Origin of the sequence: Streptomyces sp. NBC_01506 (assembly GCF_045040295.1) — a bacterium.
Lineage (GTDB): Bacteria > Actinomycetota > Actinomycetes > Streptomycetales > Streptomycetaceae > Streptomyces.
The window spans coordinates 6,191,794-6,217,814 of record NZ_CP109422.1 but is presented as its reverse complement, the minus strand read 5'-3'; the positions used below and the strand labels follow the sequence as shown (position 1 = coordinate 6,217,814).

At 70.0% G+C, this 26,021-nt stretch carries 26 protein-coding genes; 16 read left to right on the top strand and 10 right to left on the bottom strand.

Annotated elements, in window-relative coordinates; all coding sequences use genetic code 11:
- Positions 1 to 106 precede the first annotated feature (106 nt).
- Positions 107 to 1,720 (bottom strand): RDD family protein, encoded by a 1,614-nt coding sequence (locus OG329_RS27620; RefSeq protein ID WP_405798968.1) that lies wholly within the window; start codon positions 1,718 to 1,720, stop codon positions 107 to 109.
- A gap of 232 nt (positions 1,721 to 1,952) precedes the next feature.
- On the opposite strand from OG329_RS27620, the gene OG329_RS27615 reads away from it, so the two are divergent.
- Complete coding sequence (locus OG329_RS27615; protein ID WP_405798966.1) at positions 1,953 to 2,429, top strand: SsgA family sporulation/cell division regulator; 477 nt, start codon at positions 1,953 to 1,955, stop codon at positions 2,427 to 2,429.
- A gap of 50 nt (positions 2,430 to 2,479) precedes the next feature.
- On the opposite strand, the gene OG329_RS27610 is transcribed toward OG329_RS27615, so the two are convergent.
- Positions 2,480 to 3,895: an FAD-binding oxidoreductase gene (locus tag OG329_RS27610; protein WP_405798965.1), complete on the bottom strand. Its 1,416-nt coding sequence runs from the start codon at positions 3,893 to 3,895 to the stop codon at positions 2,480 to 2,482.
- A 97-nt stretch (positions 3,896 to 3,992) separates the two neighbouring features.
- Here OG329_RS27610 and OG329_RS27605 point away from each other — a divergent pair, with 97 nt between their 5' ends.
- The 5 genes from OG329_RS27605 to OG329_RS27585 all read left to right on the top strand — a co-directional run bounded on the left by OG329_RS27605 (position 3,993) and on the right by OG329_RS27585 (position 9,890).
- Complete coding sequence (locus tag OG329_RS27605) at positions 3,993 to 5,573, top strand: tetratricopeptide repeat protein (RefSeq protein ID WP_405798963.1); 1,581 nt, start codon at positions 3,993 to 3,995, stop codon at positions 5,571 to 5,573.
- Between the two features lie 117 nt (positions 5,574 to 5,690).
- Positions 5,691 to 7,340 (top strand): hypothetical protein, encoded by a 1,650-nt coding sequence (locus OG329_RS27600; RefSeq protein ID WP_405798962.1) that lies wholly within the window; start codon positions 5,691 to 5,693, stop codon positions 7,338 to 7,340.
- A 210-nt stretch (positions 7,341 to 7,550) separates the two neighbouring features.
- Positions 7,551 to 8,291, top strand: coding sequence for an ABC transporter substrate-binding protein (locus tag OG329_RS27595; protein WP_405802052.1), 741 nt, complete (start codon positions 7,551 to 7,553; stop codon positions 8,289 to 8,291).
- A gap of 13 nt (positions 8,292 to 8,304) precedes the next feature.
- Positions 8,305 to 9,090, top strand: a complete 786-nt coding sequence (locus OG329_RS27590) for an amino acid ABC transporter permease (protein WP_405798961.1) — start codon at positions 8,305 to 8,307, stop codon at positions 9,088 to 9,090.
- Between the two features lie 5 nt (positions 9,091 to 9,095).
- Positions 9,096 to 9,890, top strand: a complete 795-nt coding sequence (locus OG329_RS27585) for an amino acid ABC transporter ATP-binding protein (protein WP_405798959.1) — start codon at positions 9,096 to 9,098, stop codon at positions 9,888 to 9,890.
- Positions 9,891 to 9,941: 51 nt separating this feature from the next.
- On the opposite strand, the gene hppD is transcribed toward OG329_RS27585, so the two are convergent.
- Positions 9,942 to 11,096, bottom strand: coding sequence for a 4-hydroxyphenylpyruvate dioxygenase (gene hppD / locus OG329_RS27580; RefSeq protein WP_405798957.1), 1,155 nt, complete (start codon positions 11,094 to 11,096; stop codon positions 9,942 to 9,944).
- 144 nt (positions 11,097 to 11,240) lie between these two features.
- On the opposite strand from hppD, the gene OG329_RS27575 reads away from it, so the two are divergent.
- The 8 genes from OG329_RS27575 (at position 11,241) to OG329_RS27540 (ending at position 17,970) form a co-directional block, all read left to right on the top strand.
- Positions 11,241 to 11,735 (top strand): Lrp/AsnC family transcriptional regulator, encoded by a 495-nt coding sequence (locus tag OG329_RS27575; protein ID WP_405798955.1) that lies wholly within the window; start codon positions 11,241 to 11,243, stop codon positions 11,733 to 11,735.
- A 74-nt stretch (positions 11,736 to 11,809) separates the two neighbouring features.
- Positions 11,810 to 12,457 (top strand): ABC transporter permease, encoded by a 648-nt coding sequence (locus OG329_RS27570; protein WP_383643924.1) that lies wholly within the window; start codon positions 11,810 to 11,812, stop codon positions 12,455 to 12,457.
- A 43-nt stretch (positions 12,458 to 12,500) separates the two neighbouring features.
- Positions 12,501 to 13,850 (top strand): betaine/proline/choline family ABC transporter ATP-binding protein, encoded by a 1,350-nt coding sequence (locus tag OG329_RS27565; protein WP_405802050.1) that lies wholly within the window; start codon positions 12,501 to 12,503, stop codon positions 13,848 to 13,850.
- Positions 13,847 to 14,689: an ABC transporter permease gene (locus OG329_RS27560; RefSeq protein WP_405798954.1), complete on the top strand. Its 843-nt coding sequence runs from the start codon at positions 13,847 to 13,849 to the stop codon at positions 14,687 to 14,689. Before OG329_RS27565 ends, OG329_RS27560 begins: the two co-directional genes overlap by 4 nt.
- A 14-nt stretch (positions 14,690 to 14,703) precedes the next feature.
- Positions 14,704 to 15,684, top strand: a complete 981-nt coding sequence (locus OG329_RS27555) for a glycine betaine ABC transporter substrate-binding protein (protein WP_405802048.1) — start codon at positions 14,704 to 14,706, stop codon at positions 15,682 to 15,684.
- A gap of 88 nt (positions 15,685 to 15,772) precedes the next feature.
- Positions 15,773 to 16,411: an ArsR/SmtB family transcription factor gene (locus OG329_RS27550; RefSeq protein WP_405798952.1), complete on the top strand. Its 639-nt coding sequence runs from the start codon at positions 15,773 to 15,775 to the stop codon at positions 16,409 to 16,411.
- A gap of 105 nt (positions 16,412 to 16,516) precedes the next feature.
- Positions 16,517 to 16,702, top strand: a complete 186-nt coding sequence (locus OG329_RS27545) for a hypothetical protein (protein ID WP_405798951.1) — start codon at positions 16,517 to 16,519, stop codon at positions 16,700 to 16,702.
- The gene (locus OG329_RS27540) at positions 16,699 to 17,970 is read left to right on the top strand and encodes an MFS transporter (protein WP_405798949.1); all 1,272 of its coding nucleotides are present in this window, start codon (positions 16,699 to 16,701) and stop codon (positions 17,968 to 17,970) included. Before OG329_RS27545 ends, OG329_RS27540 begins: the two co-directional genes overlap by 4 nt.
- Here the strand turns inward: OG329_RS27540 and OG329_RS27535 are convergent.
- A complete protein-coding gene (locus OG329_RS27535; protein WP_405798947.1) occupies positions 17,939 to 19,174 on the bottom strand; it encodes an MFS transporter in 1,236 nt (411 codons plus the stop codon). The two genes, OG329_RS27540 and OG329_RS27535, sit on opposite strands and share 32 nt — an antisense overlap.
- A gap of 96 nt (positions 19,175 to 19,270) precedes the next feature.
- Here OG329_RS27535 and OG329_RS27530 point away from each other — a divergent pair, with 96 nt between their 5' ends.
- Both OG329_RS27530 and OG329_RS27525 read left to right on the top strand, forming a co-directional pair.
- The gene (locus tag OG329_RS27530) at positions 19,271 to 19,744 is read left to right on the top strand and encodes a winged helix-turn-helix transcriptional regulator (protein ID WP_405802046.1); all 474 of its coding nucleotides are present in this window, start codon (positions 19,271 to 19,273) and stop codon (positions 19,742 to 19,744) included.
- Positions 19,745 to 19,895: 151 nt separating this feature from the next.
- Complete coding sequence (locus OG329_RS27525) at positions 19,896 to 20,072, top strand: hypothetical protein (RefSeq protein ID WP_405798945.1); 177 nt, start codon at positions 19,896 to 19,898, stop codon at positions 20,070 to 20,072.
- Between the two features lie 45 nt (positions 20,073 to 20,117).
- Here OG329_RS27525 and OG329_RS27520 read toward each other — a convergent pair whose 3' ends face one another.
- The 6 genes from OG329_RS27520 to OG329_RS27495 all read right to left on the bottom strand — a co-directional run bounded on the left by OG329_RS27520 (position 20,118) and on the right by OG329_RS27495 (position 25,967).
- Positions 20,118 to 20,915 (bottom strand): S16 family serine protease, encoded by a 798-nt coding sequence (locus tag OG329_RS27520; RefSeq protein ID WP_405798943.1) that lies wholly within the window; start codon positions 20,913 to 20,915, stop codon positions 20,118 to 20,120.
- A 52-nt stretch (positions 20,916 to 20,967) separates the two neighbouring features.
- Positions 20,968 to 21,609: an IclR family transcriptional regulator gene (locus tag OG329_RS27515; protein ID WP_382563253.1), complete on the bottom strand. Its 642-nt coding sequence runs from the start codon at positions 21,607 to 21,609 to the stop codon at positions 20,968 to 20,970.
- 327 nt (positions 21,610 to 21,936) lie between these two features.
- A complete protein-coding gene (locus OG329_RS27510) occupies positions 21,937 to 23,721 on the bottom strand; it encodes a DEAD/DEAH box helicase (RefSeq protein WP_405798942.1) in 1,785 nt (594 codons plus the stop codon).
- A 156-nt stretch (positions 23,722 to 23,877) separates the two neighbouring features.
- Positions 23,878 to 24,261: a type II toxin-antitoxin system death-on-curing family toxin gene (locus OG329_RS27505; RefSeq protein WP_405798940.1), complete on the bottom strand. Its 384-nt coding sequence runs from the start codon at positions 24,259 to 24,261 to the stop codon at positions 23,878 to 23,880.
- 4 nt (positions 24,262 to 24,265) lie between these two features.
- Complete coding sequence (locus OG329_RS27500) at positions 24,266 to 24,469, bottom strand: CopG family transcriptional regulator (RefSeq protein WP_405798938.1); 204 nt, start codon at positions 24,467 to 24,469, stop codon at positions 24,266 to 24,268.
- A 40-nt stretch (positions 24,470 to 24,509) separates the two neighbouring features.
- Positions 24,510 to 25,967 carry an MFS transporter gene (locus OG329_RS27495; RefSeq protein WP_405798936.1) on the bottom strand — a complete coding sequence of 486 codons (1,458 nt, stop codon included), beginning with the start codon at positions 25,965 to 25,967 and terminating at the stop codon, positions 24,510 to 24,512.
- Positions 25,968 to 26,021: the final 54 nt, after the last annotated feature.

Sequence of the window (26,021 nt, the reverse complement as noted above, 5' to 3'; positions counted from 1 at the left end):
GTGCGGGTAGCCGCAACGGCTCACCCGCCGTTCGGACGAGCCGCCGCCACCCGGCGGATGACCCCGCGTCACCCCGCGCCCCTCACCCCGCGCCTCACCCCGCGCCTCACCCCGCGACGAAGGTGTGCGCCGCCTTGTCGTGCCAGCACTGCCGCCACGGCCGGTCGAAGACGCACCACAGCACGTTCAGTACGCCGATGACGAGCACCCCGAGCACTCCGTACACCAGCCAGCGGCGCAGTGCCGAGCCGAAGGACGGGGCCTCGAACGACTCGATGCCGCGCACCTGGAGACCGAACAGCTTCTTGCCGAGTGTGCGGCCCCACTTGGCGGTCGGCAGCGCCTCGTACAGCACGCCGATGACCAGCAGCGCGGCGAGCACCCCGCCGAAGTAGCCGGCCGTGGTGCCGTCGATCAGCCAGACCGTGACGGTCTCGCCGGTCTGCTTCGCCGCCTCGACCTTGTCGTCGATGTGCGCGAGCGCCTTGGACAGCAGAGGTACGGAGACGGCCCCGACGATCCCCAGCAGGACGACGGTGTCGATCAGCCGGGCGGCGAACCGCTTGCCGAGCGGGGCGGGGCGGGCCGACGCCTGGGTCTGGGCGGCTTGCAGGAACGGGTCGTTGACCGGTGGCTTCCACGGCAGGACCGGCAGGCCGGTGGCGGGGTCGACGGCGGGGCCGGGACCGGGGCCGGGACCGGCGGACTGGGTGGCCGGTGACTGCGCGAGCTGGTGCACCTGCTGCGGCCAGGAGGCGGAGCCGCCGCCGGGGCCGGGTGCGAGCGGGCCGGGGGTGGCGGGGGGCTGCATGGAGCGGGACTGGAGCGGGTCGGGTTGCTGCGGAGTGTGTGGCTGCTGCGGGGTGTGGGGTTGTTGAGGTGCCTGGGGCTGCGGCGGGACGGGTGCCGGGCCGCCGGGGCGGGGCCGCATGGCGCGGATGGCCATGGTGCCCTCGGTCTGCCCTGTCCGGCCCGTGGCCTGCTCGCCGCGCGCGACGCCGCCGGTCGGGCCGGCGGGACCGACCGGGCGGATGGTTACGGTGCCGTCGGTCGGCGCCTCGCCGCCTCGCGGTGCGGGCGCCGGGCCCTCGTCCGTACGACCCTGGCCGCCGCGTCCGGGACGCGGCAGGCGGATCACGGCCGTGCCCTCGGGGGCTGAGTCGCCGTCACCCTGGCCCGTCCCGGCGCCCGGTCCCAGGGCCCGTACGCCGGGCAGCGCGCCGCCCGTGGGATCCACCGGGTCGGCCGCCTGGCCCGGCACCCGGGGGTCGCGCGAATCGCGCGCGTACCGGGGGTCCCTGGCATCGTCCGATTCCGGCGCGCCCCGCGCGTCCGGCGGGCCGTCGCCCCAGGAGACCCGGGCGTCACGCTCGCCGCCGAAGCCGCTCTGCCGGCGGGTGTCCGCCTGCCAGACGGAGGCCGGTTCCTGACGGGGCTCCTCGGCGGGGTCCTCGTCGAAGAACATCGGCCCCGTCTCCTCGACCGCGGGGGTCGCCGGGTTCGCGGGGGCCGGGGTCCGCCCGGCCGTCGTCGCGGGGGGCGCCGCGGGCACCCCCGCGGGCGGTTCCGGCATGGCCTCGCCGGCCTGCGGCGCCGGCCGGCTGGTGCCGGGTACCCAGGACCCGCCGTTCCAGTACCGGACATAGCCGGGGATGGACGGGTCCGGGTAGTAGCCGGGGGAAGGGCTGCCGTCTCCGGTTGCCGAGGTCGGGGCGCTCATCACCGTGGTCCCGTATCTCTTCGATGGGCTCAACTCAAGGGTCCACATCTATCAGACCACCGGACGGCCCTGTGTCCATCCGGCCGTTTGGACCTCGATTCGGTCACGAAAGAGTCACGGTACGTCGTGGGAGCAAGTTCTTGCCCGAAGTCGCGTAATGGCGGCGGGAGTCGGCGCTCTCCATCGGTACGGCCCGCTCCCGGGCGTCGTACGAGGAAGGGAAGCACCTGATATGCACACCGTGGTGGAACGCGAGCTGGAGCTGAATCTGGTGCTCTCGCCCGAGCGCAGCGTCCCTGTCCCTGCCCGGCTGACCTACCGCACGGCGGATCCGTACGCGGTCCACATCACCTTCCACATCAGCTCGGACTCCCCCGTCAACTGGACGTTCGCGCGCGAACTTCTGGTCGAGGGGGTGTTCCGGCCGTGCGGCCACGGTGACGTACGGATCTGGCCCACGAAGGCCGACGGCCGCGCCGTCCTGTGTGTGGCGCTCAGCTCCCCCGACGGCGACGCGCTGCTGGAGGCGCCCTCGGGGGCGGTGTCGGCGTGGCTGGAGCGGACGCTGAGACTGGTGCCGCCGGGCACCGAGACGGACCGGCTGGGGATCGACGCGGGACTCGCCCTGTTGCTCGCCCCCATGCCGGCCGACGATCTGTGGCTGCGGGACCCGTGGCCGTCCGACGAGTCGGCGGAGGGCGAGTCCTGAACACCCGCCGCGAGTGGCGCCGTTGGTCGGCGCGTCCTCACATCGGCGGTTCAGAACAGCTTTCCGGGGTTCAGCAGGTTCAGCGGGTCGAACGTCTTCTTGATGCCGCGCTGCAACTCCATGCCCACCGGGCCCAGTTCGCGGGCCAGCCACTCCTTCTTCAGGACGCCGACACCGTGCTCCCCGGTGATGGTGCCGCCCAACTCGAGCCCCAGCGCCATGATTTCGTCGAACGATTCGCGGGCGCGCCGGGACTCGTCCGGGTCCGAGGCGTCGAAGCAGACCGTGGGGTGGGTGTTGCCGTCGCCCGCGTGGGCGCAGACGCCGATCGTCAGGCCGTACTTCTCGGCGATGCGGTCGATGCCCTCAAGGACCTCGGCGAGCCGGGAGCGCGGGACGCACACGTCGTCGATCATGGTGGTGCCCTTGACCGCCTCCAGCGCGACGAGCGCCAACCGCCGTGCCTGGAGCAGCATTTCGGACTCGGCGGGGTCGTCGGCGGGGACGACCTCGGTGGCGCCGGCCGCCGTACACAGTTCGCCGACGGCGGCGAGGTCGGCCGCCGGGTCGGCGGTGTCGAAGGCGCAGAGCAGCAGGGCCTCGGTGGTCTCGGGCAGGCCCATGTTCGCCAGGGAGTTGACGGCCCGGACGGTGGTGCGGTCCATCAGCTCCAGCAGGGACGGGGTGTGGCCGCCCTCCATGATGCGGCAGATGGCGTCGCAGGCGGCGGCAGCGGAGGCGAACTCGGCTGCCAGGACGAGCTGTTGGGGTGGTGCCGGCTTGAGCGCGAGGACGGCCTTGACGACGACGCCGAGGCTGCCCTCCGAGCCGACGAACAGCCGGGTGAGGTCGTATCCGGCGACGCCCTTGGCCGTGCGGCGGCCGGTGGTCAGGAGCCGGCCGTCGGCGAGGACGACGTCCAGGCCGAGCACGTACTCGGCGGTGACGCCGTACTTCACGCAGCACAGTCCGCCGGACGCGGTGCCGATGTTGCCCCCGATGGTGCAGGTCTCCCAGCTCGAGGGGTCCGGCGGGTAGTAGAGCCCGTGCTCGCCGACAGCGCGTGAGAGGACCGCGTTGACGACACCGGGCTCGACGACCGCGATCCGGTCGACCGGGCTGATCTCAAGGATCTTGTCCATCTTGACGAGGGACAGCACGACGCAGCCGTCGGAGGCGTTGGCGGCGCCGGACAGTCCCGTACGCGCGCCCTGCGGCACCACGGGTACGCGCAGTGCGGTCGCGGTGCGCATCACATGCTGGACCTGCTCGACGGTGCGCGGCAGTACGACCACGGCCGGGGAGCCCGCCTCGCAGAAACTCGCCATGTCGTTCGCGTAGGACGCCGTGATGTCCGGGTCGGTGATCAGGGCCTCGGCGGGCAGACCGGCTCGCAACTCCGCGAGGAGGTCGTCCGTGGCTACGGGGGCGGGGGAGGCGGTGGGCGCGGCGGCGAGGTCATCCATGATCCCAGCGTGGCACTCCGGGGCCATCGGTGTGAACCCGTCTGCGATCCACACCACAAGGCCGGGTGTGGTCTTCGTATTGACGCACAGTAATCACATGAACGCCAAGAACCCCTTGAACAGGCAGCACATGAGGCACATCCGAAGGGCCGCGCTGGCCACAGGTGTGGGGGCGGTCCTCGTCGCGGGCGTCCTTGTGTTCGTACCGGACACGGACGACGGGCCACCGCCGCCGAGCCCGGAGGCACGGGCACGGGCCGCCGTGGGCGCGGGCGCGCCCGCCGCGCTGCCGGACGTGGCGGCGCTGATCCGGGACCGGGAGGCCTGGCTGCGGAAGAACCCGAAGGACGCGGGGTCCTGGGCGGTGCTGGGCGCGGCGTACGTGGAGCGCGGCGGGCTGCGGGCGGACACGGCGTACTACCCGAAGGCCGAACGGGCGCTGCGGCGCTCGCTCGACATCACACCGGGTGAGCGGCGCAACCCGGCGGCGACGGCGGGCCTGGCGTCGCTGGCCAACGCGCGGCACGACTACGCGTCGGCCAGAAAGTGGGGCGAGGCGGTACGCAAGGCGGACCCGGCGCGCTGGACGACGTACCCGGTCCTGATCGAGGCGTACAACGGACTCGGCGACTACGTGGCGGCGGGCAAGGCCCTGGACAAGCTCCGGGCGCTGCGCTCCGACGCCCGGGTGCTGTCGGTGTCGTCGCTGGTCTACCGCGACCGGGGATGGCGCGAGGACGCGGCGGCCAAGGCGGACGAGGTGCTGATGAAGGCCAGGACGCCGGTCGAGAAGGCCGCCGCGCTCCACGCGCTGGGCGGGCTCGCCTGGGAGCGCGGTGAGCCGAAGGAGGCGTTGAAGCACTACGACGCCGCGCTGAAGGCGGCGTCGGACCACCATCCGTCGCTGGCGGGCCGGGCGCGCGTGCTGGTGGCGCTGGAGCGGACGGACGAGGCCGTCCAGGACTACCAGGCGGCGCTCGCGCAGCGCCCGCTGCCCGAATACGCCCTGGAGCTGGGCGAGTTGTACGACTCGCTGGGGCTGGACGGGGACGCGCGGAGCCAGTACGACGTGCTGCGGGACCGTACGGCGAGGGCGGCGGCCGACGGCGTGAACGAGGAGTTGCTGCTGGCCCGCTTCGAGACCGACCACGGCGATCCGCCGGCGGCCGTGGAGCGGCTGGAGTCCCAGTGGCGGCGCGGTCACCGGAGCATGCAGGTGTGCGACGCGCTGGCCTGGGCGCTGTACCGGGCGGGCGACGCGGAGAAGGCGCTGCCGTACGCGAAGAGGGCGACGGACCAGGGGATGCGGAGCGCGCTGTTCGCGTACCACCGGGGGGAGATCGAGCGCGCCCTGGGGATGGACGGCCCGGCGCGCCGCCATCTGGAGGAGGCGCTGCGGACGAACCCGCGGTTCTCGCCGCTGCTGGCGCCGAAGGCCCGTGAGGCGCTGGAGGAGTTGGGTGAGCTGCCGGACGGTGGTCCGAAGGACATGTACGGGAACGGCGAGTACACGCCGCTGACGCCGAAGCCCACAGCGCCGTCGGCCTCGGCTTCGGCCTCGCCTTCGGCGCCCGTGTCGTCCGATCCGGCCGCGCGGCCGTCCGCGTCACCGGCCCGGCCGGAGCCCGTATCAACGCATACCGCGCCCGTATCGACACCATCCGCCGCCCGCAACTGAATAATCGCCTCCGGTGGGCCCGCGACTGGGCCCAGAGGCCCTGCGTCTGGGCCTGCCCTCGTCCTTAGTCTCCATTTCGCTCGGGGAAATGGCTGACGGCTTGGGCGAGGAGTCCGGATGAACGGCACGCAGTGCGTACGCGGATCGGGGCGGCGGCGCGACAGAGGGCAGGGCGGTGTCGAGTACGTCGCGCTGATAGGTGTCGTCGCCGCGATCGTCGGCGCGATCCTGGCGCTGACCGTTCCCGACGACACCTCCGTGGCGCTCAAGGACGCGGTGTGCCGAATAGTCAACGCCGGTGACGGCGACCAGAGTTGCGACTCCGGGGACGGCGGAGGCGGCGATGGCGACGAGGGCGACGGCGGCGGCGGGGACGGCGACATACCCGACGCCCCGCCGGGCGACCCCTTCCAGCCGGCCAAGTGTTTGCTCGCCCAGGATCAGACCAAGACCACGGTCGTCGTCGACATCGTTTTCATCGAGATCAGCGGCTCGGAGACGGTCAAGCTTCAGCAGTGGTCCGACGGCACCGTCACCCTGGAGCGCGTCGGCGAAGGCAGTATCGGCGTGAAGGGCAGCATCTCGGCCGGTATCCCCGGTCTGAAGGACTGGGGCGGCAGCGCCTCGCTGAGCGGCAGTTACAAGAACGGCAGCGGCAGCGGCGGCCAGTGGATGTTCAACGGAAACAAGACCGGCGACCCGCAGAAGGACCTGGAGCTGAACCTCGCGGACGCCAAGAAGTTCGCCGCGTACCTCAAACAGAACGACAGTTGCCGCTACCAGAGCGGCTACAACCCCGGGGCGAACATGGGCGCCTGCCAGTCGAGCGCGGCTTCCAACAAGCCCGCTCTCGAACCGGAGTTGGCACCGGACGTCGACATCACCAAGACCAGCACCTCGGTGGCAGGTGGAGTGAGCTTCGGCAAGTCCTTCACGAAGGGCAAGGGCGGCAAGGACAAGGACGGCAAGCCGACCGATCTCGGCAGTATCTCGGGCGAGTTCGGGACCGGGACGATGACCGAGGACGTGGTGGTCATGCGCGCCAACACCGGCCCCGACGCCGGGAAGATCACCTTCATCTACACCTTCAGCGTCGACGCCAAGGGCGGCGAACTCGCCCAGGGCAAGGCCACCCGCATGCAGCAGGTCGCCGTCACCTACGACGCGAAGACGTTCGACCAGGAGGAGAAGGACGGCAAGGAGCACCGCCCGGAGAAGCTGGTGATCACCACCAGCCAGGAGAACGGCGAGGGTGCCGGTGTGCAGGTCGGGGCGGGGGCCAATGTGCCCGGCACGCCGGTGACGATCGATGTCGGCGGCGGTGGCGGCACCATCAACTCCAAGATTCACACCGAGTCCGCCGAGGTCGTCCTCGACAACGACGGTGACAGCAAACTGGTCGAGGACTGGCTGCGCGGCCGGGGCGACTTCCCCGCGTCGGACGCCCTGCCCACCCCCTCGGACGCGGCGGAAGCACCCGGCGACGACGCCGGACCGCTGGAGCGCCTGCTCTACAACAAGGGCAAGCTGTCGCGCCTGGACTACAACGCCAACACCGACTGGTGGAACGCCTCACTCGGCATCGGCTTCGGCATCTCCGCCGGCCAAGTGACCGCGGGCTTCAAACTCTTCGGCATCGACATCACCCACGAAGAGAAGAACCAGACCATCACCGGTGACCCCACCTACGCCACCGGCCCCAAGAACGGCGGCGCGCGGCCGTGGGTGGAGTGGAAGAACTGCACGCAGACGACACCGATCGCGTGATTCACACCGTACGGCCGCGCGCCGTCACGCCCCCGTGACGACCTGGTTAACCCCGCCCCCGGTGAGGAGACATCCTTGACCACCGGTGGCAAGATCGGCCCAACTCACACACCATGTGGGCTGTTGTCCGTCCCCCGCCCTGGAGGCGTCTTGTCCACGCGTACGCGAATCGTGTTGCCCGTCATAGCCACCACAGCCGCCCTCGTCGCCATGACGGGATGTACGAGCACCGAGTCCTCCGGGTCCGACGGCTCAAAGCTGGAGCTGGTCAACTCCGGCAAGCTCACGACCTGTACCCATCTGCCGTACGAGCCCTTCCAGTCCCGCCAGGACAACAAGATCGTCGGGTTCGACGTGGATCTGGTGGATCTGGTCGCCAAGGAGTTGAAGGTCACCCAGGAGATCGTCGACACGCCTTTCGAGGGCATCCAGACAGGCGAGGACCTCAACGCCCGTAAGTGCGACGTAGCCGCCGCCGGCATGACGATCACCCCCGTACGTGAGGAGAATCTGGACTTCTCCGCCCCCTACTTCGAGGCCACGCAGGCGCTGATCACGAAGAAGGGCTCCTCCTACGACTCACTGGCCGCTCTCAAGGGCAAGAAGCTGGGAGTCCAGCAGGGCACGACGGGTGAGGAGTACGCGAAGAAGAACGGGAAGGACGTGGAGACCGTCCAGTTCGAGGACCTGGCGCTGCTGCTGACGGCGGTGAAGACCGGCCAGGTCGACGCCGCCGTCAACGACAACGGTGTCCTCTTCGAGTACGTGCGCACGAACCCGGACACCGAGGTCACCGCCGAGTTCGAGACGGGCGAGCAGTACGGCGTCGGAGTGCGTACCGGCAACGACGCGCTGCGCACGGAGATCGACAAGGTCATCAAGGCGGCCAAGTCGGACGGCCGTTACGACGAGATCTACAAGAAGTGGTTCCCCGCCGCTCCCAAGAGTTAAGGAACCACCACCGATGTCCATGACCCGCCGACAACGGACCCGCGTCATACGTGGCGTTCAGTACGCCGTCCTGGTCGCCGTGCTTCTCGCCGTCGCCCTGGCCGCCGACTGGGGCGAGATCCAGCGAGCGTTCTTCGATGTCGAGGTGGCAAAGGCGCAGTTCCCCGACATCATCACCACGGCACTGGTCAACACCGTCATCTACACCCTGCTCGGCTTCGGGTTCGGGCTGGCGCTGGGGCTGCTGCTCGCGCTGATGCGGCTGTCGCAGGTGCCGCCGTACCGCTGGCTGGCCGTCGCCTACATCGAGTTCTTCCGCGGCATTCCGGCACTGCTCGTCTTCATCGCCCTCGGCTTCGGTGTGCCGCTCGCCTTCCAGGTGGCGCTCAACCAGTACGTGACCGTGATGCTGGCACTGGGTCTGGTCGGAGCCGCCTACATGGCGGAGACGATCCGGGCGGGAATCCAGGCCGTGCCCAAGGGGCAGACGGAGGCGGCGCGTTCGCTCGGTATGTCGCAGGGGCGGGCGATGGTCTCGATCGTCATTCCGCAGGCCCTGCGGATCGTACTGCCGCCGCTGACCAACGAGTTGATCCTGCTGACGAAGGACTCGTCGCTGGTCTATCTGCTGGGGCTGTCCCTGTCGCAGTACGAGCTGGCCAAGTTCGGCCGGGACGCCCTGAATCAGAATCGCAGTCTCACCCCGATCCTCATCGCCGGTCTCTGCTATCTGGTCATCACCCTGCCGCTGGGCCATCTGGTCCGGCGGCTCGAAGCGCGTACGGCAAGGGCGAGGTGAGCGCGGTGGCGGAACAGGCGGAACAGGGCGACGAGGCGCCCGCGATCGAGGTACGCGCTCTGCACAAGTCGTTCGGCACGCTGGAGGTCCTGGCCGGCATCGACTTCACGGTGGCGCGCGGTGAAGTGGTGTGTGTCATCGGCCCGTCGGGCTCCGGCAAGTCGACGCTGCTGCGCTGTGTGAACCGGCTGGAGGAGCCGACATCCGGCACGGTCATGGTGGCCGGCGCCGAGGTCACCGACCCGGACGTGGACATCGACAAGGTGCGCCGTGGCATCGGGATGGTCTTCCAGTCGTTCAACCTCTTCCCGCATCTGACGGCGCTTCAGAATCTGACGCTCCCTCAACGCCGGGTACTGGGGCGCGACAAGACGCAGGCGGCTCGGATCGCGCGCGAACGCCTGGCCCGCGTCGGTCTGACCGACAAGGAGGCTTCGTATCCGGCCCAGTTGTCCGGCGGACAGCAGCAACGGGTCGCGATCGCACGGGCGTTGGCGATGGACCCGCAGCTCATGCTGTTCGACGAGCCGACGTCCGCGCTGGACCCGGAGCTGGTGGGTGACGTGCTCGCGGTGATGCGTGTCCTCGCGGACGAGGGGATGACGATGCTCGTCGTCACGCACGAGATGAGCTTCGCCAAGGAGGTGGCCGACCGGGTCGTCTTCATGGACGGCGGGGTGATCGTGGAGGAAGGCCCCCCGGCGCGGGTGATCGGCGCGCCCAGCCATGCCCGTACGAAGTCGTTCCTGTCCCGCGTGCTGGACCCTGCGGCGGCGAAGATGAGCCCGTCCGGCGATTGAGGACGAACGCGGCCCCACGGATCAGCTCCGGTGGGGCCGCGTACCGCCGCCTCAGAGATTGCCGCGCTTGTCCTGCTCCCGCTCGATCGCCTCGAACAGCGCCTTGAAGTTGCCCTTGCCGAAGCCCATCGAACCGTGCCGCTCGATCATCTCGAAGAACACGGTCGGCCGGTCCTGGACCGGCTTGGTGAAGATCTGGAGCAGATAGCCGTCCTCGTCGCGGTCCACGAGGATCTTCAGCTCGCGCAGGGTCTCCACGGGCACCCGGGTCTCGCCCGCCCACTCGCCGAGGGTGTCGTAGTACGAGTCGGGGGTGTCGAGGAACTGGACACCGGCCGCCCGCATCGTACGGACGGAGCTGACGATGTCGTTCGTCGCGAGCGCGATGTGCTGGACGCCCGCGCCGCCGTAGAACTCCAAATACTCGTCGATCTGCGACTTCTTCTTCGCGATCGCCGGCTCGTTGATCGGGAACTTCACCTTCAGGGTGCCGTCGGCCACGACCTTCGACATGAGGGCGGAGTACTCGGTGGCGATGTCGTCGCCCACGAACTCCTTCATGTTCGTGAAGCCCATGACCTTGTTGTAGAACGCCACCCACTCGTTCATCCGGCCCAGCTCGACGTTGCCCACACAGTGGTCGATCGCCTGGAAGGTGCGCTTCTGCGGGGGCGCGACCATCGGAGCGGCGGCGGAGAAGCCGGGCAGATACGGGCCGTCGTAGCCGGTCCGCTCGACCAGGGTGTGGCGGGTCTTGCCGTACGTGGCGATGGCCGCGAGTACGACGGTTCCGCTCTCGTCCTTCAGCTCGTACGGCTCCTGGAGGCCGGTGGCGCCGTTCGCGGTGGCGTAGGCGTACGCGGCGCGGGCGTCCGGTACCTCGATGGCGAGATCGATCACACCGTCGCCGTGCTCGGCGACATGGTCGACAAGGAAGCGGCCCCACTCGGTGGACGCCTTGATGACGGAGGTGAGGACGAAGCGGGCCGAGCCGTTCGTGAGCACGTAGCTCGCGGTCTCGCGGCTGCCGTTCTCGGGGCCGGAGTAGGCGACCAGTTGCATACCGAAGGCCGTCGAGTAGTAGTGGGCCGCCTGCTTGGCGTTGCCGACGGCGAAGACGACGGCGTCCATTCCCTTTACGGGGAAGGGGTCGGCGTCGCGCGCGGTGGACGGGGCGGAATCGAGGTTCACCGAGGTATCTGCCATGAGGGCAGCGTCTCGCCGTTCCGCAAGGTGCGCAACAGTTCGTGCTTTCGCTGGGCAGTCTGTACAGCCAGGGGTGAGGATGACCGGACCATCTGCACAGGATGACCAGCAGGATAACCACCGCGAACCACCTCAGGAGGCGCCATGGGAATCGACGGGCTCGACGGCAGACTCATCGCCCTGCTGGCTCGGGAGCCGCGTATCGGGGTCCTGGAGGCGTCGCGCCGGCTGGGGGTGGCGCGCGGGACCGTACAGGCCCGGCTGGACCGCCTCCGGACGAACGGCGTCATCCGGGGCTTCGGTCCGGACGTCGATCCGGCCGCTCTCGGCTACCCCGTAACGGCGTTCGCAACCCTGGAGATCAAGCAAGGACAAGGTTCGGATGTTCGAACACATTTGAGCAACGTTCCAGAGGTGCTTGAGCTGCATACCACGACAGGAACCGGGGATATGCTCTGCCGACTCGTCGCTCGTTCGAACGCCGATCTTCAACGGGTGATCGACCGGGTTGTCGGTTTCGCGGGTATTCAGCGGGCCTCCACGGCGATCGTCATGGAGAACCCCGTTCCGCTGCGGATCATCCCGCTGGTGGAACAGGCCGCGCGGGACACCGACGGCGACGGACCCGAACCGGCCTGACCCGGCCGATCCGACCCACCCGAACCGGCCTGACCCGGCCGACCGACCGACTCCGACCCACCGAGAGGAGCGCCGTGGACTTCTGGGACTATCTGGCCAACCGCCACCAGCAGTTGCTCACCGACTCGTTCCAGCACGCCAGCGCCGTCTTCCAGTGCATGGTGATCGCCACCGTCCTGGGTGTCGTCATCGGCGTACTGACCTACCGCAGCCCCTGGGGCGGCAATCTGGCGATCCTGTCCACCGCCTCCATCCTGACCATCCCGTCTCTCGCGGCCATCGGTCTGCTGATCCCGCTGGTCGGTCTCGGCGTCGCGCCCACGGTGATCGTCCTGACGCTGTACGGGCTGCTGCCCATCGTCCGTAACGCCGTGGTCGGACTGCGCGGTGTGGACCCGGACCTGGTGGACGCCGCCAAGGGCATCGGGATGTCACGTACCGCCCGGCTGCTCAAGGTCGAGCTGCCGCTCGCCTGGCCGCCGATCCTCACCGGCATCCGGGTCTCCACCCAGATGCTGATGGGCATCGCCGCCATCGCCGCGTACGCGTCGGGGCCCGGCCTCGGCAACGAGATCTTCCGTGGCATCGCCTCGCTGGGCAGCGCCAACGCGATCAATCAGGTGCTCGCCGGGACGATCGGCATCGTTATTCTCGCCCTGCTCTTCGACGCCGCGTATGTGCTGCTCGGCCGACTCACCATCCCGAGGGGGATCCGTGTCTGAGACCGCTGAGACCGCTGACCAGAAGACGGCCGACGCCGTGAGTGTGGTCCCGAACGGCGCCGCGGGGGGCGCCGGATCGGGGTCCGGCTCCGGCTCCGGCTCCACGAGCGGCGCCACCATCCAGCTCGACGGCCTCACCAAGCGCTATCCGGGCAGTGCGAACCCGGCCGTGGACAACGTCTCGATGGAGATCAAGGCGGGCGAGACCGTCATCCTCGTCGGCCCGTCCGGCTGCGGTAAGTCCACCACCCTCAAGATGATCAACCGGCTGATCGAGCCCTCGTCCGGGCGGATCAGGATCAACGACGAGGACGTCACCGACATGGACCCGGTGAAGCTGCGCCGGCAGATCGGTTACGCGATCCAGTCGTCCGGTCTCTTCCCGCACATGACGGTCGCCGAGAACATCGCGCTCGTACCGAAGATGGTCGGCTGGTCCAAGTCCAGGGTGAAGGACCGGGTCGAGGAGATGCTCGACCTCGTCGGGCTCGACCCGCGCGAGTTCCACGGCCGCTATCCGCGCCAGTTGTCGGGCGGCCAGCAGCAGCGTGTGGGGGTGGCGCGGGCGCTCGCCGCCGATCCGCCGGTGCTGTTGATGGACGAGCCGTTCGGCGCCGTCGACCCGATCACGCGTGACCATCTCCAGGACGAACTGATCCGTCTCCAGCACGAGTTGCACAAGACGATCGTGTTCGTGACGCACGACTTCGACGAGGCGATCAAGCTCGGCGACCGCATCGCGGTCCTGCGGGAGCGTTCACACATCGCGCAGTTCGACACCCCGGAGGCGATCCTCACCAACCCCGCCGACGACTTCGTGTCGGGCTTCGTGGGCGCGGGGGCGGCGCTGAAGCGGCTCAACCTCACCCGCGTACGGGAGGTGGAGATCGCCGAGTTCCCGACGGTGACGGTCGAGGACCCGCTCCAGTCGATCTTCAACAAGCTGAGCAGCGGCCCGCACAACGAGCTGCTGATGCTGGACCGGAAGAACCGCCCGTACAAATGGCTGCGCCGGGGCGACCTGTCGCGCGCCAAGGGCTCGCTCGCCAACGCGGGCCAGCTCGTCCACGACACCGTGACGCGGGACGCCACCTTGCACGACGCGCTGGAGGCGGTCCTGACCGACAGCGGCGGCCGGGTGGCCGTGACCGGCAGACGGGGCGAGTACATCGGTGTCGTCGACATGGAGACGCTGATGACGTCCGTGCAGGAGATGCTGGAGGCGGACAGGCTCACCGCCTTCGAGCACCAGCACGAGCTGGCGGAGCAGCGCCGGGAGCGGTCCGGGCAGGACTCGCGGGGCGGGCAGGAGCCACGGGGCGCTCAGCAGTCACGGGGCGCTCAGGAGTCCGGCACCGGGCGCGAGCCGGCGGGCGGCGGTGCCGACGTATGACCGCTCCCGCTCAGAAACAGCGCCCGCCGGGCGAGCACGACGTCAAGGGACACGCCTTCCGCGACGAGGAGTCGGAGCCGGTCGCGCCGCCCGCCGCCCCGAAGCGCCGGATCACGGTCGCCAAGCTGGTGACGGTGCCCGCCGTGGTGGCGGTCGTCCTGCTGCTCACCTTCGTATGGATCACGAATGTCTCGCTCGACTCGATCGCGCGGAACTCGCTCGCCGGCGGCAATGTGCAGTTGCGCCTGTGGCAGCACATCGAACTGACCGCGATCTCCACCTTCTGGGTGCTGATCATCGCGATCCCGCTGGGCATCGCGCTGACCCGGCGCGGTCTGTCCAAGGCGGCCCCGGCGGTGACCGCCCTGGCCAACATCGGTCAGGCGACCCCGGCCATCGGGCTGCTGGCGCTGCTGGTGATCTGGCTGGGCATCGGCCCGTCGACGGCGATCGTCGGCATGGTCATCTACGCGGTGCTGCCGGTGCTCGCCAACACCGTGGCGGGTCTGAAGGCCATCGACCCCCGGCTCGTGGAGGCGTCGCGCGGCATAGGGATGTCCGCGCTCGGGACGCTGAGCCGGGTCGAACTGCCGCTGGCCGTACCGCTGATCCTGGCGGGCGTACGGACGGCGCTGGTGCTCAACGTGGGCACGGCGACCCTGGCCACCTTCGGCGGCGGTGGCGGGCTCGGTGACCTGATCACCTCGGGCATCCAGACGCAGCGCATGCCGGTCCTGATACTGGGCTCGGTGCTGACGGTGACGCTGGCGCTGCTGATCGACTGGCTGGCGTCGCTGGTCGAAGTGGTCCTCACCCCGCGCGGACTGGAGGAGCGCTGATGCGCACGACGACCATGCGATACCGCAGGCTCGTGACGGGCGGGGTGGCGCTGCTGCTGAGCGCCGCCACCCTCGGCGGCTGCGGCCTCAAGAGCGGGTCCCCGATGGTGGACAACGTCGTCCCGGGCTCGGTCGGCCAGGGCGAACCCCTCAAGGGCGCCTCGCTGACGGTCACGTCGAAGAACTTCAGCGAGAACATCATCCTCGGCCAGATGATCGGCCTGATCTTCAAGGCGGCGGGCGCGGAGGTCGTGGACCGGACGAATCTGCCGGGGTCGATCAGCGCGCGCGAGGCGATCGTCAAGGGCGACGCGGACGCGATGTACGAGTACACGGGCACGGCCTGGATCACGTACCAGGGCAACACGAAGCCGATCGTCGACCCGGGCGACCAGTGGACGGCCGTACGGGACGAGGACCGCTCGCACGACGTGACCTGGCTGCCGCAGTCCACGCTCAACAACACGTACTCGCTGGGCATCAGCAAGAAGAACAACGAGAAGTACAAGCTCAAGACGATGTCGGACGTCGCCGAGCTGTCGAAGAAGGATCCGGGCGCGGTCACGATCTGTGTGGAGAACGAGTTCGCGTCGCGGGACGACGGGCTGCCGGGGATGGTGAAGGCGTACGGGATGGACATCCCCGCGTCCAGCGTGAAGAAGATGGACGCCGGCATCATCTACACGCAGGTGTCGGAGTCGGACTCCTGCCTGGTGGGTGAGGTGTTCACGACGGACGGCCGGATCAAGGCCATGGATCTGGACACGGTCGCCGACGACAAGCACTTCTTCCCGAACTACAACGCGGCGCCGGTGATCCACAGTTCGACGTACGAGAAGTACCCGGAGATCGCCGGTCTGCTGGACCCGCTGAGCAAGCGGCTGAACACGTCGATCGCACAGGAGCTCAACGCGAAGGTGGATGTGGACGGCCAGGATCCGCACGAGGTGGCGAAGGACTGGCTGGTCGAGGAGGGCTTCATCAAGGAGGGCTGAGCCCTCGCTCGTACTCGCACCCGACTTACAAAGAAGTAGTTGCAAAGAATCCCTTGCAACTACTTCTTTGCATGTCTACGCTAGTCCCATGTCCGAGACCCCCGACGTCCCCTCTCCCTCCCCCGGCACCGCCTTCACACCCGAGCCTGATGTCCGCACCCTGGACCCGCGCTCGCTGCGCGGCCTCGCGCATCCCCTGCGGATGCGGCTGCTGGTCGCCCTGCGGCACTACGGCCCGGCCACCGCGTCCCAACTCGCCGAGCGGCTGGGCGAGTCGAGCGGTGCCACCAGCTATCACCTGCGGCAGCTCGCGAACCACGGGTTCGTCGCGGACGACCCCGAGCGGGGCAAGGGCCGGGAGCGGTGGTGGAAGGCGGAGGACAAGGGGGTCATGGTCGACAACGCGCTGTACCACGACCCCAACCCCGAGGTACGCGGGGCGCTGAGCACCTTCATCCACGAGACCGCCTCCATCCACGGCCAGGAGCTGAGCACCTGGCTGGCCACCACGCACGACTGGCCGGAGGTCTGGACGACCAAGGCCGACCTCAGCGACTTCACGCTGCGGCTCACCCCTGAACTGCTGGCCGAACTGGACGGCCGGGTACACGACTTGATCAACAGCTACCGGGACCGCGCGGCGTCCGAGGGTGACGAGTCCGTGGCGCAGGTACGGATCCATCTGCACGCGTTCCCGCAGAAGAGGTTCGACACCCCGGACGCCTGACCCCGGACGCCTGACCCGGACGCCCGACCCGGACGCCCGACCCGGACGCCTGACCCACCCTTTCTCCGGCACCACCACACCCAACGCGCGAAGGGTCGATTTGTCATGCCATTTTCCGATGTGCACCTCCAGCTCCACGCGATACGCGCCACCGCACTCCGCGCGGAGGCCGCCGCGTACTCCCACCCCCACAGCACCCCCGTCCTGCGGGCCCGACTGGGCTGGCTGCTGGTCGAGTTGGGCCTGCGGCTCGTCAACCAGCCCGCGGTGGCCCGGGTCCGCCCCGTATGAGCACGGTGCCGGTACGGCGGTGGCCGCTCACCGCCGTACTGACCGCCAACGCGATCTCCGCCACAGGCAGGACCCTGAGCCTGATCGGCATCCCCTGGTTCGTCCTCCAGACCACCGGCAGCGCCGGCCGCGCGGGAGTGGTGGCCTTCTGCGCCACCCTCCCGGTGGTGCTCGCGGCGCTCATCGGCGGCCCGGTCATCGACCGGATCGGGCGGCGCCGCGTCTCGATCGTGTCCGACGTGCTGTGCGCGCTCTCGGTCGGGGCGGTCCCCCTGCTGCACCGCGCCGACGCGCTCCCGTTCTGGACGCTGTGCGCACTGGTGGCGCTGCACGGCCTGGCCCACACACCCGGCGACACGGCCCGCTACGTGCTCGTACCGGATCTCGCCGAGCACGCGGGCACCTCGCTGACCCGCGCCGCGAGCCTCTTCGACGCGGTCGAGCGCGGCGCCCGGATGCTCGGCGCGGCGCTCGCGGGCCTGGTGATCGCGCTGCTCGGCGCCGAAGTCGCCCTGCTGCTCGACGCGTTGACATTCCTGCTCTCCGCGCTGCTGATCGGCGCCGGACTGCGCGGCGTACGGGGAGCGCAGCCGGTCAAGGGCCTGGCGCCGGTGTCACTGCGTACGTACGGCACCGAACTGCGCGAGGGCTACGCCTACTTGGCGCGCACCCGGCTGCTGGCGGCGGTCGTCCTCATGGTGATGTTCATGAACGGTATCGACCAGGGCTGGAACGCGGTCCTGCTCCCCGTCCACGCCGAACGGAACCTGGGCGGCGCCGCCGAACTGGGCCTGGTGACAGCGGTGTTCGGGGCCGGAGGACTGCTGGGGGCGCTGCTGTACGGCGCGATCGGCCACCGCTTCCGGCGCCGTACGGTCCTCACGGTCGCCGTCCTGCTCTGCGGCACCCCGCGCTTCGCGGTCGCGGGCCTCACCGACTCGACGGTGGCGCTCGCCGTCGTCATGGGCGCGGCGGGGCTGGCGGGCGGCATGATCAACCCGATCCTGACGACGGTGATGTACGAACGCGTCCCGGACCACCTCCGCAGCCGCGTGACCGGCGCGATGACAGCGGGCTGCGAACTCACCATGCCCCTGGGCGCCTTGACGGCGGGCCTGCTGGTCGAATCCTCCGGTCTGTCCCCCGCCCTGCTCCTGATGGGCGCGGCCTACCTGCTGGCCACCCTGAGCCCGGTACTGCTCCCGGTGTGGCGCGACCTGGACACCGTGCACAAGGTCACCGCGCCGGCGCGGCGGGTACCGGCGTGATGTGCCGGGTGAACGCCCACAGCGCGAGTCCGAGGCCGCTGAACCCGGCGCCCAGTGCGCAGACGGCGCCCCAGCCGGCCACCGTATAGAGGGAGGTGGCGGCGATGGCGCCGGTGGCGCTGCCGATCGAGTAGAAGACCATGTACCCACCGATCAGCCGGCTGCCCGCGTCCGGGCGCAGCTCGTAGATCAGCGTCTGATTGGTGACATGGACCGCCTGCACGGCGAGGTCGAGAAGGATCACTCCGACGACCAGGGCCCAGAGCGAACCGCGGGTGAAGGCCAAGGGCAGCCACGAGGCGGTGAGCAGCGCCAGGGCGATGCCGGTGGTCCGCCGGGAGAGTCCGCGGTCGTTCAGCCGGCCCGCCGCGGTCGCGGCCAGGGCACCGACGACACCGATCAGCCCGAGCGCCCCGATCGCGCTGTGCGACATGAAGTACGGGGCCTCGCTGAGCGGCAGCGCGACGCCGCTCCACAGGGTGCTGAACGCGGCGAAGATCAGCAGACCGAACAGGGCCCGGAGCCGCAGCAGTCGTTCCCGTGCGAACAGGGTGATCGTGGAGCGCAGGAGTTGTCCGTAGCGCAGGGTTGTCGGCGCGGCGTCACCGTGGCGCGGCAGCACCCGGTACAGGACGAGGGCGAGCAGCGCGGTCAGCGACGCCGAGGCGAGGTACACGGAGCGCCATCCCGCGAGATCGGCCAGGAGCCCGGACACGGTGCGGGCGAGCAGGATTCCCACGACCACGCCGCTGGTGACCAGACCGACGACCCGTCCGCGCCCGGCGGGAGGGGCCAGTGATGCCGCGAAGGCCAGCAACGTCTGCGTGACGACGGCGAGAAGCCCCGTCGCCGCCATGCCCGCGAGCAGGATCGCCGCCGTGCGGGCGGCGGCCACCACGGCCAGCGCGACCACCAGGAGCAGCAACTGGGCGACGATCAGCCGTCTGCGGTCGGCCACGTCGCCCAGCGGCACAAGGAGGAAGAGTCCCAGCCCGTATCCGACATGCGTGAGCGTGACCACGCTGCCGACGAGTGCCGGGCTCATGGCGAGGTCGTGGCCGATGGTCACCAGGAGCGGCTGCGAGAAGTAGACGTTGGCCACCGCGGCCCCGCAGGCGACGGCGAACAGCAGGACGACACCACGGGACAGCGCGAACGCGGAACTTTCCCCGCTTCGCGCCACGACCTCACCGCTGCCGGGCATCGGCACCCCTCCACACGCTTGGTTTCATCTTGCTACCAGCAGCGACGGTAGCTTTCTTGGTAGCATGTTGCAACCAGCATGAGAGAGAGGAACGCCATGGTGAGCAGGACGCGCTTCGACGACAGCGAATGCCCCGTCGCCCGGTCGGTGGACGCGATCGGCGACTGGTGGTCCCTGCTGATCGTGCGGGACGCCTTCGACGGAAGCCGCCGCTTCGGAGAGTTCCAGCGCAGCCTCGGCGTCGCGAAGAACATCCTCACCGCCCGCCTGCGCGCCCTGGTCGCCGGCGGCGTCCTCGAATCCGTCCCCGCCTCGGACGGCAGCGCCTACCGCGAGTACGTACTGACTCCGAAGGGCAAGGCGCTGTTTCCCGTCATCGTGGCGCTGCGCCAGTGGGGCGAACAGAACTTCTTCGCCCCCGGCGAACCACACTCACAGTTGGTGGACCGCCAGGAGGGACAGCACCTGCGCCCCCTGCACGTACTGTCCGCGGACGGCCGACACCTGAACCCCGACGACACCACGGTCCACAAGGTCTCCACCCACGCCGGTCCTTCTGCCGGCTCCTGATGGAAGCGGTCCGGACGGGGTGCACCCGCCTTCGGCCGTGAGCGTGGGGAAAGCCGCTTGATCTACGCCGTCCGCCAGCCGTTGAGGGAGGCATCGACGTTCCCGACGGCTACCGCTGCGGGAGTTCGGGTCTCAGGCCCTGCGGGTGGACGTGGGTGGCGGTGCACTCGACGGGATCACCGATGTCCGCGAAGTGGTCGAACGGATCGGTGAACCGGCCGTGCGCACCTACCAGGAGCTGGTGCGTCGCAGCGCCGTCCACACCGAGGCCGACGTCACCCGCACCCGACAGCGCGTCGCCACGGCACGCGGCATCATCGACGCCTGATCGCGTCGTCCGCCGCATCTGTGCGGAACCGGCGGCATGACGACGTCAGCAGCCCGGCACCTTGCCCCCCTGCTCCAGCGCCTTCAGCGACGACACCGCGTCCTTCAGGGTCCTGACGGGGATCAGCCGCATGCCGGCGGGGAGTTCGGACTGGGCGTCGGCGCATTCCGGCTCCGGGACCAGGAAGACCGTCGCGCCGTCGCGGCCCGCCGCCTGGGTCTTGAGCGAGACGCCGCCGACCGCGCCGACCTCGCCCGTCGCGCTGATCGTGCCGGTGCCCGCGATGTCGCGGCCGCCGGTGAGGTCGCCGCCCGAGCCGTCGCCGTCGAGCATGTCCACGATGCCGAGGGCGAAGAGGAGGCCCGCGCTGGGGCCGCCGACGTCGGCGAGGTGGAGGGTGACGTCCACGGAGTCGCGTTTGCGGCCGAGTTGGGCGAGTGCCGCGTCCACGGCGGAGTTCTGCGACTTCACCATCTCGTCGGTGTTGTGCTTCTGGATCTCCTTGTCGGACTGGCCCGCCGGGTAGACGGAGTCGCGCGGCAGCACCGCGCGGTCGGTGCGGATCCAGCCGTCGAGGACGTCGGTGAAGTCGACGTCGGCGGAGGGGCCCGTCGCCAGGATCGTCGTCATCCGCAGTTGCCCCTGCGTCTTACGGGTCGGCACGCCCTCGATCGAGATGACGGGGGTGCCCCGGTAGTCGCCGAGGACGTTCGCGGTCAGGCCGGGCTGGGCCACCGCGTACGGCAGCGGGGCCACGCCGACGACGACGAGCAGCGCGACGATCGGCACCGCGGACAGGGCGAGGGTGCGGGGACGCGAGAGACCGGCGAGACGAGAGAGCACAGCGCCAATCTATCGGCCCCACGGGCACCCGAATCCCCGGGCCCCGCCGCCCTCAGCGCAGTGCGTCCGCCACCTCGCGCGCCGCGTCGACCACGCGCGGGCCCACCCGCTCCGGCACCGAGTCGGCCAGCATCACCACACCCACGCTGCCCTCGAGCCCGGTCACCCCCACGAGCGCGGCGGCGGCGCCGCTCGCGCCCGCCTCCAGTTCGCCGTGGGTCAGCGTGCACCGCGCCTCGGTGTACGAGCCCTGCCGCGCGGCCAGGATGGCCTTGCCCGCGGCCCCCCGGTCCAGCGGGTGCCGGAAGCCGGCGCGGTACGCGACGTGGTAGTCCGTCCAGGTCGGCTCCACGACGGCCACGGCCAGCGCCTCGGCGCCGTCCACGAGCGTGAGATGGGCGGTCGCGCCGATGTCCTCGGCGAGCGAGCGCAGGGCGGGCAGCGCCGCTTCCCGTACGAGGGGATGCACCTGGCGGCCCAGGCGCAGCACCCCGAGACCCACTCGGGCGCGTCCGCCCAGATCGCGGCGGACCAGCGCGTGCTGCTCCAGGGTGGCGAGAAGGCGGTAGACGACGGTGCGGTTGACGCCGAGTTTGTTGGACAACTCGGTGACGGTCAGCCCGTGGTCGGTGTCGGCGAGCAGTTTGAGGACGCGCAGTCCCCGGTCGAGCGTCTGGGAGGTCTCCGCGGTCACGACGCCCTCTCCTTCGGAGTTTCGGAGTGAGCCGCCAGGCAGGCCATGGCGCACCGGCTGCGCTCCGCGGCGGTGCTGCCACGGCGCGTATGTATTGCCGGGACATTACTTATCCGTACCGCTCAGCGGAAGACCTCGTCCAGAATCCGGTCATGGGCGGCCAGTTGCTCCCTGTTCGCGCCACAACAAGCGGCGAAAAGGGGTACCCGCTGACTATTCATCCGATTTCCCATGAATGGACGCGCGTAGAAACCTCTCGGAAGCGCTTCACGGAGACGTCTCGGACGTCGAAACGGGGTTCGACAGGCGCGAAAAAAACCTTCGCGCTCAGCGCATCCGGGTCGCCCATTCCTGGACTTTTCGGATCCGCTCGCGGAGTTGGCCCCCGGTCGCCTCCGCGCTGGGCGGTCCGCCGCACACCCGGCGCAGCTCCGTGTGGATCACTCCGTGCGGCTTGCCGCTCTGGTGGACGTACGCGCCGACCATCGTGTTGAGCTGTTTGCGCAGTTCGAGCAGTTCCTTGTGGGAGACCACGGGGCGCCGGTCGGCCGGCAGCTCCAGCAGATCCGCCTCGGCGTCCGGCTTCTTGCGGCTGTGCGCGATCTGCCGGGCCTGCCGCTTCTGGAGCAGCATCTGCACCTGGTCGGGCTCGAGGAGGCCGGGGATGCCGAGATAGTCCTGCTCCTCCTCACTGCCGGGGTGCGCCTGCATGCCGAACTCGGCGCCGTCGTACAGCACCCGGTCGAAGACCGCGTCGGACTCCAGCGCCTCGAAGGGCAGCATGTCCTGCTCGCCGGTGTCCTCGTCCTCCTGGCGCTCGGCCTCCGCCATCTCCTTCTCGGACTCGGCGTACGGGTCGTCCTCGCCCTCCTTCTTGGGCTTGTCGAGGACGTGGTCGCGCTCCAGCTCCATCTCGTTGGCGAAGCCGAGGAGGTTGGGGATGGTGGGCAGGAAGACGGACGCGGTCTCGCCGCGCCGCCGGGAGCGGACGAAACGGCCGACTGCCTGCGCGAAGAACAGCGGCGTGGAGATGGTCGTGGCGTACACGCCGACCGCCAGGCGTGGTACGTCGACGCCTTCCGACACCATGCGTACGGCGACCATCCAGCGCTCCGTGCTCGCGCTGAAGTCGTCGATGCGCTGCGAGGCGGCGGCCTCGTCGGAGAGCACGACGGTCGCCTTCGTCCCGGTGATCTCGCGGACGATCTTGGCGTACGCGCGCGCCGAGTCCTGGTCGCTGGCGATGACCAGACCCCCGGCGTCCGGGATGGACTTGCGTACTTCGGTCAGCCGCTGGTCGGCGGCGCGCAGCACGTTGGGCATCCAGTCGCCGCGCGGGTCGAGCGCGGTGCGCCACGCCTGCGAGATCGCGTCCTTCGTCATGGGCTCGCCGAGCTTGGCGGCGACCTCGTCACCGGCCTTGGTGCGCCAGCGCATGTTGCCGCTGTAGCTGAGGAAGATGACGGGGCGCACGACGCCGTCGCCCAGCGCGTTGCCGTATCCGTAGGTGTAGTCGGCGGACGATCGGCGGATGCCGTCGTTGCCCTCCTCGTACGTGACGAAGGGGATCGGGTTGGTGTCGGACCTGAACGGCGTGCCGGTCAGCGTGAGCCGCCTGGCGGCCGGCTCGAAGGCCTCGAGACACGCCTCGCCCCAGGACTTCGAGTCACCGGCGTGGTGGATCTCGTCGAGGATCACCAGGGTCTTGCGCTGCTCGCAGCGGTTGCGGTGGAGCATGGGGCGTACGCCGACGCCCGCGTACGTCACGGCGACCCCGTGGTACTCCTTGCTCAGCGGTCCCGCGCTGTACTCCGGGTCGAGCTTGATCCCTATCCGCGCGGCGGCGTCCGACCACTGCTTCTTAAGATGCTCGGTCGGCGCGACGACGGTGATCTGCTGCACGACATGGTGGTGCAGCAGCCAGGACGCGAGGGTCAGCGCGAAGGTGGTCTTCCCGGCGCCGGGGGTCGCGACGGCGAGGAAGTCGCGCGGCTGCTCCTGGAGATAGCGCCCCAGCGCCTTCTCCTGCCAGGCGCGCAGCTTGTTGGCGGTGCCCCAGGGGGCGCGGCCGGGGAAGGCGGGTGAGAGGTGGTGGGAGGCGGTAGTAGTCACGGTCTCCGGTTCGCGGACGCTCGGGTGCACGGGCTGGGGCGGGGGGCTCGGTAACGGACCGGGCCCCAGGCTCAGATACGACAACCGGGCCACCCTACCGGCGGCCCGGCCCGAACCTCGTACGAACAAGCCGGGGCCGGCCAGGTGCGACCCGGGTCACATACCGTCGTGCAGAGCGCGCAGTCGCCGCGCGATCTCGCCGGCTTCCCTGATCGTGCCGGAGGCCACACCGATGACCAGTTCGTACGCCGCGTCCTGATCGATGTCGATCATCTCGGTACCGTTGACGTCGAGGAAGACAGCCGTCGACATCCAGGCCATCCGCTTGTTCCCGTCCACCAGCGGATGGTTCACGGCCAGTGACTGGAGCAGCGCCGCGGCCTTCTCGAAGAGGTCCGGGTACGCCTCGACTCCGAACATCCGCGATTCGGGGCGGTGCGTCGCCGAGTTGAGCAGACCGAGGTCTCGGACCGCGATCCGCTGCCCGTCGCAGCCGAGTTCCGCGAGGTCGAGGCTCTCCTCGACGGTCAGGTACTTCATGTGCCTACTCCCCCAGCCGCCGCAGCAGATCGGCATGGCTTACCGCGTACTTGGCACCGATTCGGCGGACGGCGGCACGATCCCCCTCCTGTTCCAGGAAGCGGTCGACCGCTTCCTGGACGATCGACTGCACAGTGCGCCCCTCCGTCTCGGCCTGGCGCCTCAGCGCCTCTTCCTGGTCGTCACGGAGACGCAGGTTCATGGTCATACCGGAACGGTATCGACGGATCGGGCCTCAGCGGTACCAATTACCGCACCCGCACCCTCGTCGCCACCCACACCCCCGCCAGCGCCACCGCCGCCATCGGGAGGAACACCGCCGCGAACGCCGCCGGGTGGGAGGCGTCGGCCGAGGTGAGGTCGTGGGCGCCCACCGCGCCGCCGCCCAGGGCCGCGAACGCCGCGCCGCCCGCCGCCAGCAGCAGGACGTTCGACAGGCCGTCGGATATCTGGAGCGCGGCGGAGTTCGTGCCCGCCTCCTCAGGAGGTGAGAGCTTCAGCAGCAGCACGCTCGTGGACGCGATCACCGCGCCCATGCCGAGGCAGCCGACCGCCCAGGCGACGCCCAGGGTCCACACCGGGACCGACTCGATCAGCACGGCCGGCGCCGCGGCGATGGCGGCGGCGACCAGCACCATGCCGGCCATCAGCAGCCGTTCGCGGTGCGGCTCCATGCGGGGGCGGGACTGGATGTACGAGCCGAGTGCCCAGGTCGCGCCGCCGACGGCCAGCGAGAGCCCCGCCATCGTCGGGGACAGGCCCCGCTGGGTGACCAGCATCAGCGGCACGAAGCTCTCCGCCGCGATGAAGGAGCCCGCCGCGACACCGCGCAGCAGGATGACCGACGGCATGCCCCGGGCGGCCCGGTAGGTGCCGCGCGGCAGCAGGCCGAGGACGGCGGGAACGATCAGCGCGGCACCGGCCGCGGCGGGCAGCAGGGACCACCAGTTCAGGTCCTGGCCCGCGTACTGGAGCAGCCCCGCGCCGAGCGAGATCGCCAGCGCGAGACGGATCCGGCGCCGGTCGAAGGCCGGTACGGACTCCGATGGGTCGGCGGGCTGGGCGGGCCCGCTCGCCATCTGCCGTATCGCCGGCAGCGCGGTCGCCAGCGGCAGCACCACCAGCACCGGGATACCGATGAACACCCAGCGCCAGCCGAGGTGTTCGGTGACGGTGCCGGAGGCGAGCGGTCCGACGACCGAGGGGATCACCCAGCTCGCGGCGAACGCGGCCATGATCGCGGGCCGCAGCCGCTCCGAGTAGGCGCGGCTGACCACGACGTACAGCGCGACGATCACCAGCCCGCCGCCGAGCCCCTGGACCGCGCGGCCCGCGATGAACAGCCACATGGCGCCGGCCGTGCCGGAGAGGAGCAGGCCGACCGCGAAGGCGGTGATCCCGGTGACGAGCGGCCTCAGCGGGCCGCTGCGGTCGGCCCACTGCCCGGAGAGCACCATCGCGAAGAGGCTGGTGGTGAAGTACGCGGAGAAGGCGAACGCGTAGAGCGAGACGCCCCGCAGCTCGCGCGCGGCGACCGGCATCGCCGTACCGACCGCCGTGGCCTCGAAGGCGATCAGCAGGACGACGCTGATGATGCCGATGCTCAAGCCCCGGTGGGTCCTGCCGAGGATGCCGTCCTGGCCGGCGGCAGCGGGTGGAGTGGCTTCGGTGGCGACCTCGGCGTCGCTCGGGTCCAGGGCGGTCATGGACTCAGGGTAAGGGGCGTCGACCCCTTTGGGCCCTGTCGCTGGTCGCGGACG

Coding starts and splice junctions, on each gene's coding strand:
- OG329_RS27500 (WP_405798938.1), bottom strand. CDS start 24,469: ATGACCATGAACCTGCGTCTCCGTGACGACCAGGAAGAGGCGCTGAGG.
- OG329_RS27555 (WP_405802048.1), top strand. CDS start 14,704: ATGCGATACCGCAGGCTCGTGACGGGCGGGGTGGCGCTGCTGCTGAGC.
- OG329_RS27605 (WP_405798963.1), top strand. CDS start 3,993: ATGAACGCCAAGAACCCCTTGAACAGGCAGCACATGAGGCACATCCGA.
- OG329_RS27615 (WP_405798966.1), top strand. CDS start 1,953: ATGCACACCGTGGTGGAACGCGAGCTGGAGCTGAATCTGGTGCTCTCG.
- OG329_RS27535 (WP_405798947.1), bottom strand. CDS start 19,174: ATGCCCGGCAGCGGTGAGGTCGTGGCGCGAAGCGGGGAAAGTTCCGCG.
- OG329_RS27550 (WP_405798952.1), top strand. CDS start 15,773: ATGTCCGAGACCCCCGACGTCCCCTCTCCCTCCCCCGGCACCGCCTTC.
- OG329_RS27530 (WP_405802046.1), top strand. CDS start 19,271: ATGGTGAGCAGGACGCGCTTCGACGACAGCGAATGCCCCGTCGCCCGG.
- OG329_RS27610 (WP_405798965.1), bottom strand. CDS start 3,895: ATGGATGACCTCGCCGCCGCGCCCACCGCCTCCCCCGCCCCCGTAGCC.
- OG329_RS27600 (WP_405798962.1), top strand. CDS start 5,691: ATGAACGGCACGCAGTGCGTACGCGGATCGGGGCGGCGGCGCGACAGA.
- OG329_RS27590 (WP_405798961.1), top strand. CDS start 8,305: ATGTCCATGACCCGCCGACAACGGACCCGCGTCATACGTGGCGTTCAG.
- OG329_RS27595 (WP_405802052.1), top strand. CDS start 7,551: ATGACGGGATGTACGAGCACCGAGTCCTCCGGGTCCGACGGCTCAAAG.
- OG329_RS27495 (WP_405798936.1), bottom strand. CDS start 25,967: ATGACCGCCCTGGACCCGAGCGACGCCGAGGTCGCCACCGAAGCCACT.
- OG329_RS27560 (WP_405798954.1), top strand. CDS start 13,847: ATGACCGCTCCCGCTCAGAAACAGCGCCCGCCGGGCGAGCACGACGTC.
- OG329_RS27620 (WP_405798968.1), bottom strand. CDS start 1,720: ATGAGCGCCCCGACCTCGGCAACCGGAGACGGCAGCCCTTCCCCCGGC.
- OG329_RS27545 (WP_405798951.1), top strand. CDS start 16,517: ATGCCATTTTCCGATGTGCACCTCCAGCTCCACGCGATACGCGCCACC.
- OG329_RS27575 (WP_405798955.1), top strand. CDS start 11,241: ATGGGAATCGACGGGCTCGACGGCAGACTCATCGCCCTGCTGGCTCGG.
- OG329_RS27505 (WP_405798940.1), bottom strand. CDS start 24,261: ATGAAGTACCTGACCGTCGAGGAGAGCCTCGACCTCGCGGAACTCGGC.
- hppD (WP_405798957.1), bottom strand. CDS start 11,096: ATGGCAGATACCTCGGTGAACCTCGATTCCGCCCCGTCCACCGCGCGC.
- OG329_RS27540 (WP_405798949.1), top strand. CDS start 16,699: ATGAGCACGGTGCCGGTACGGCGGTGGCCGCTCACCGCCGTACTGACC.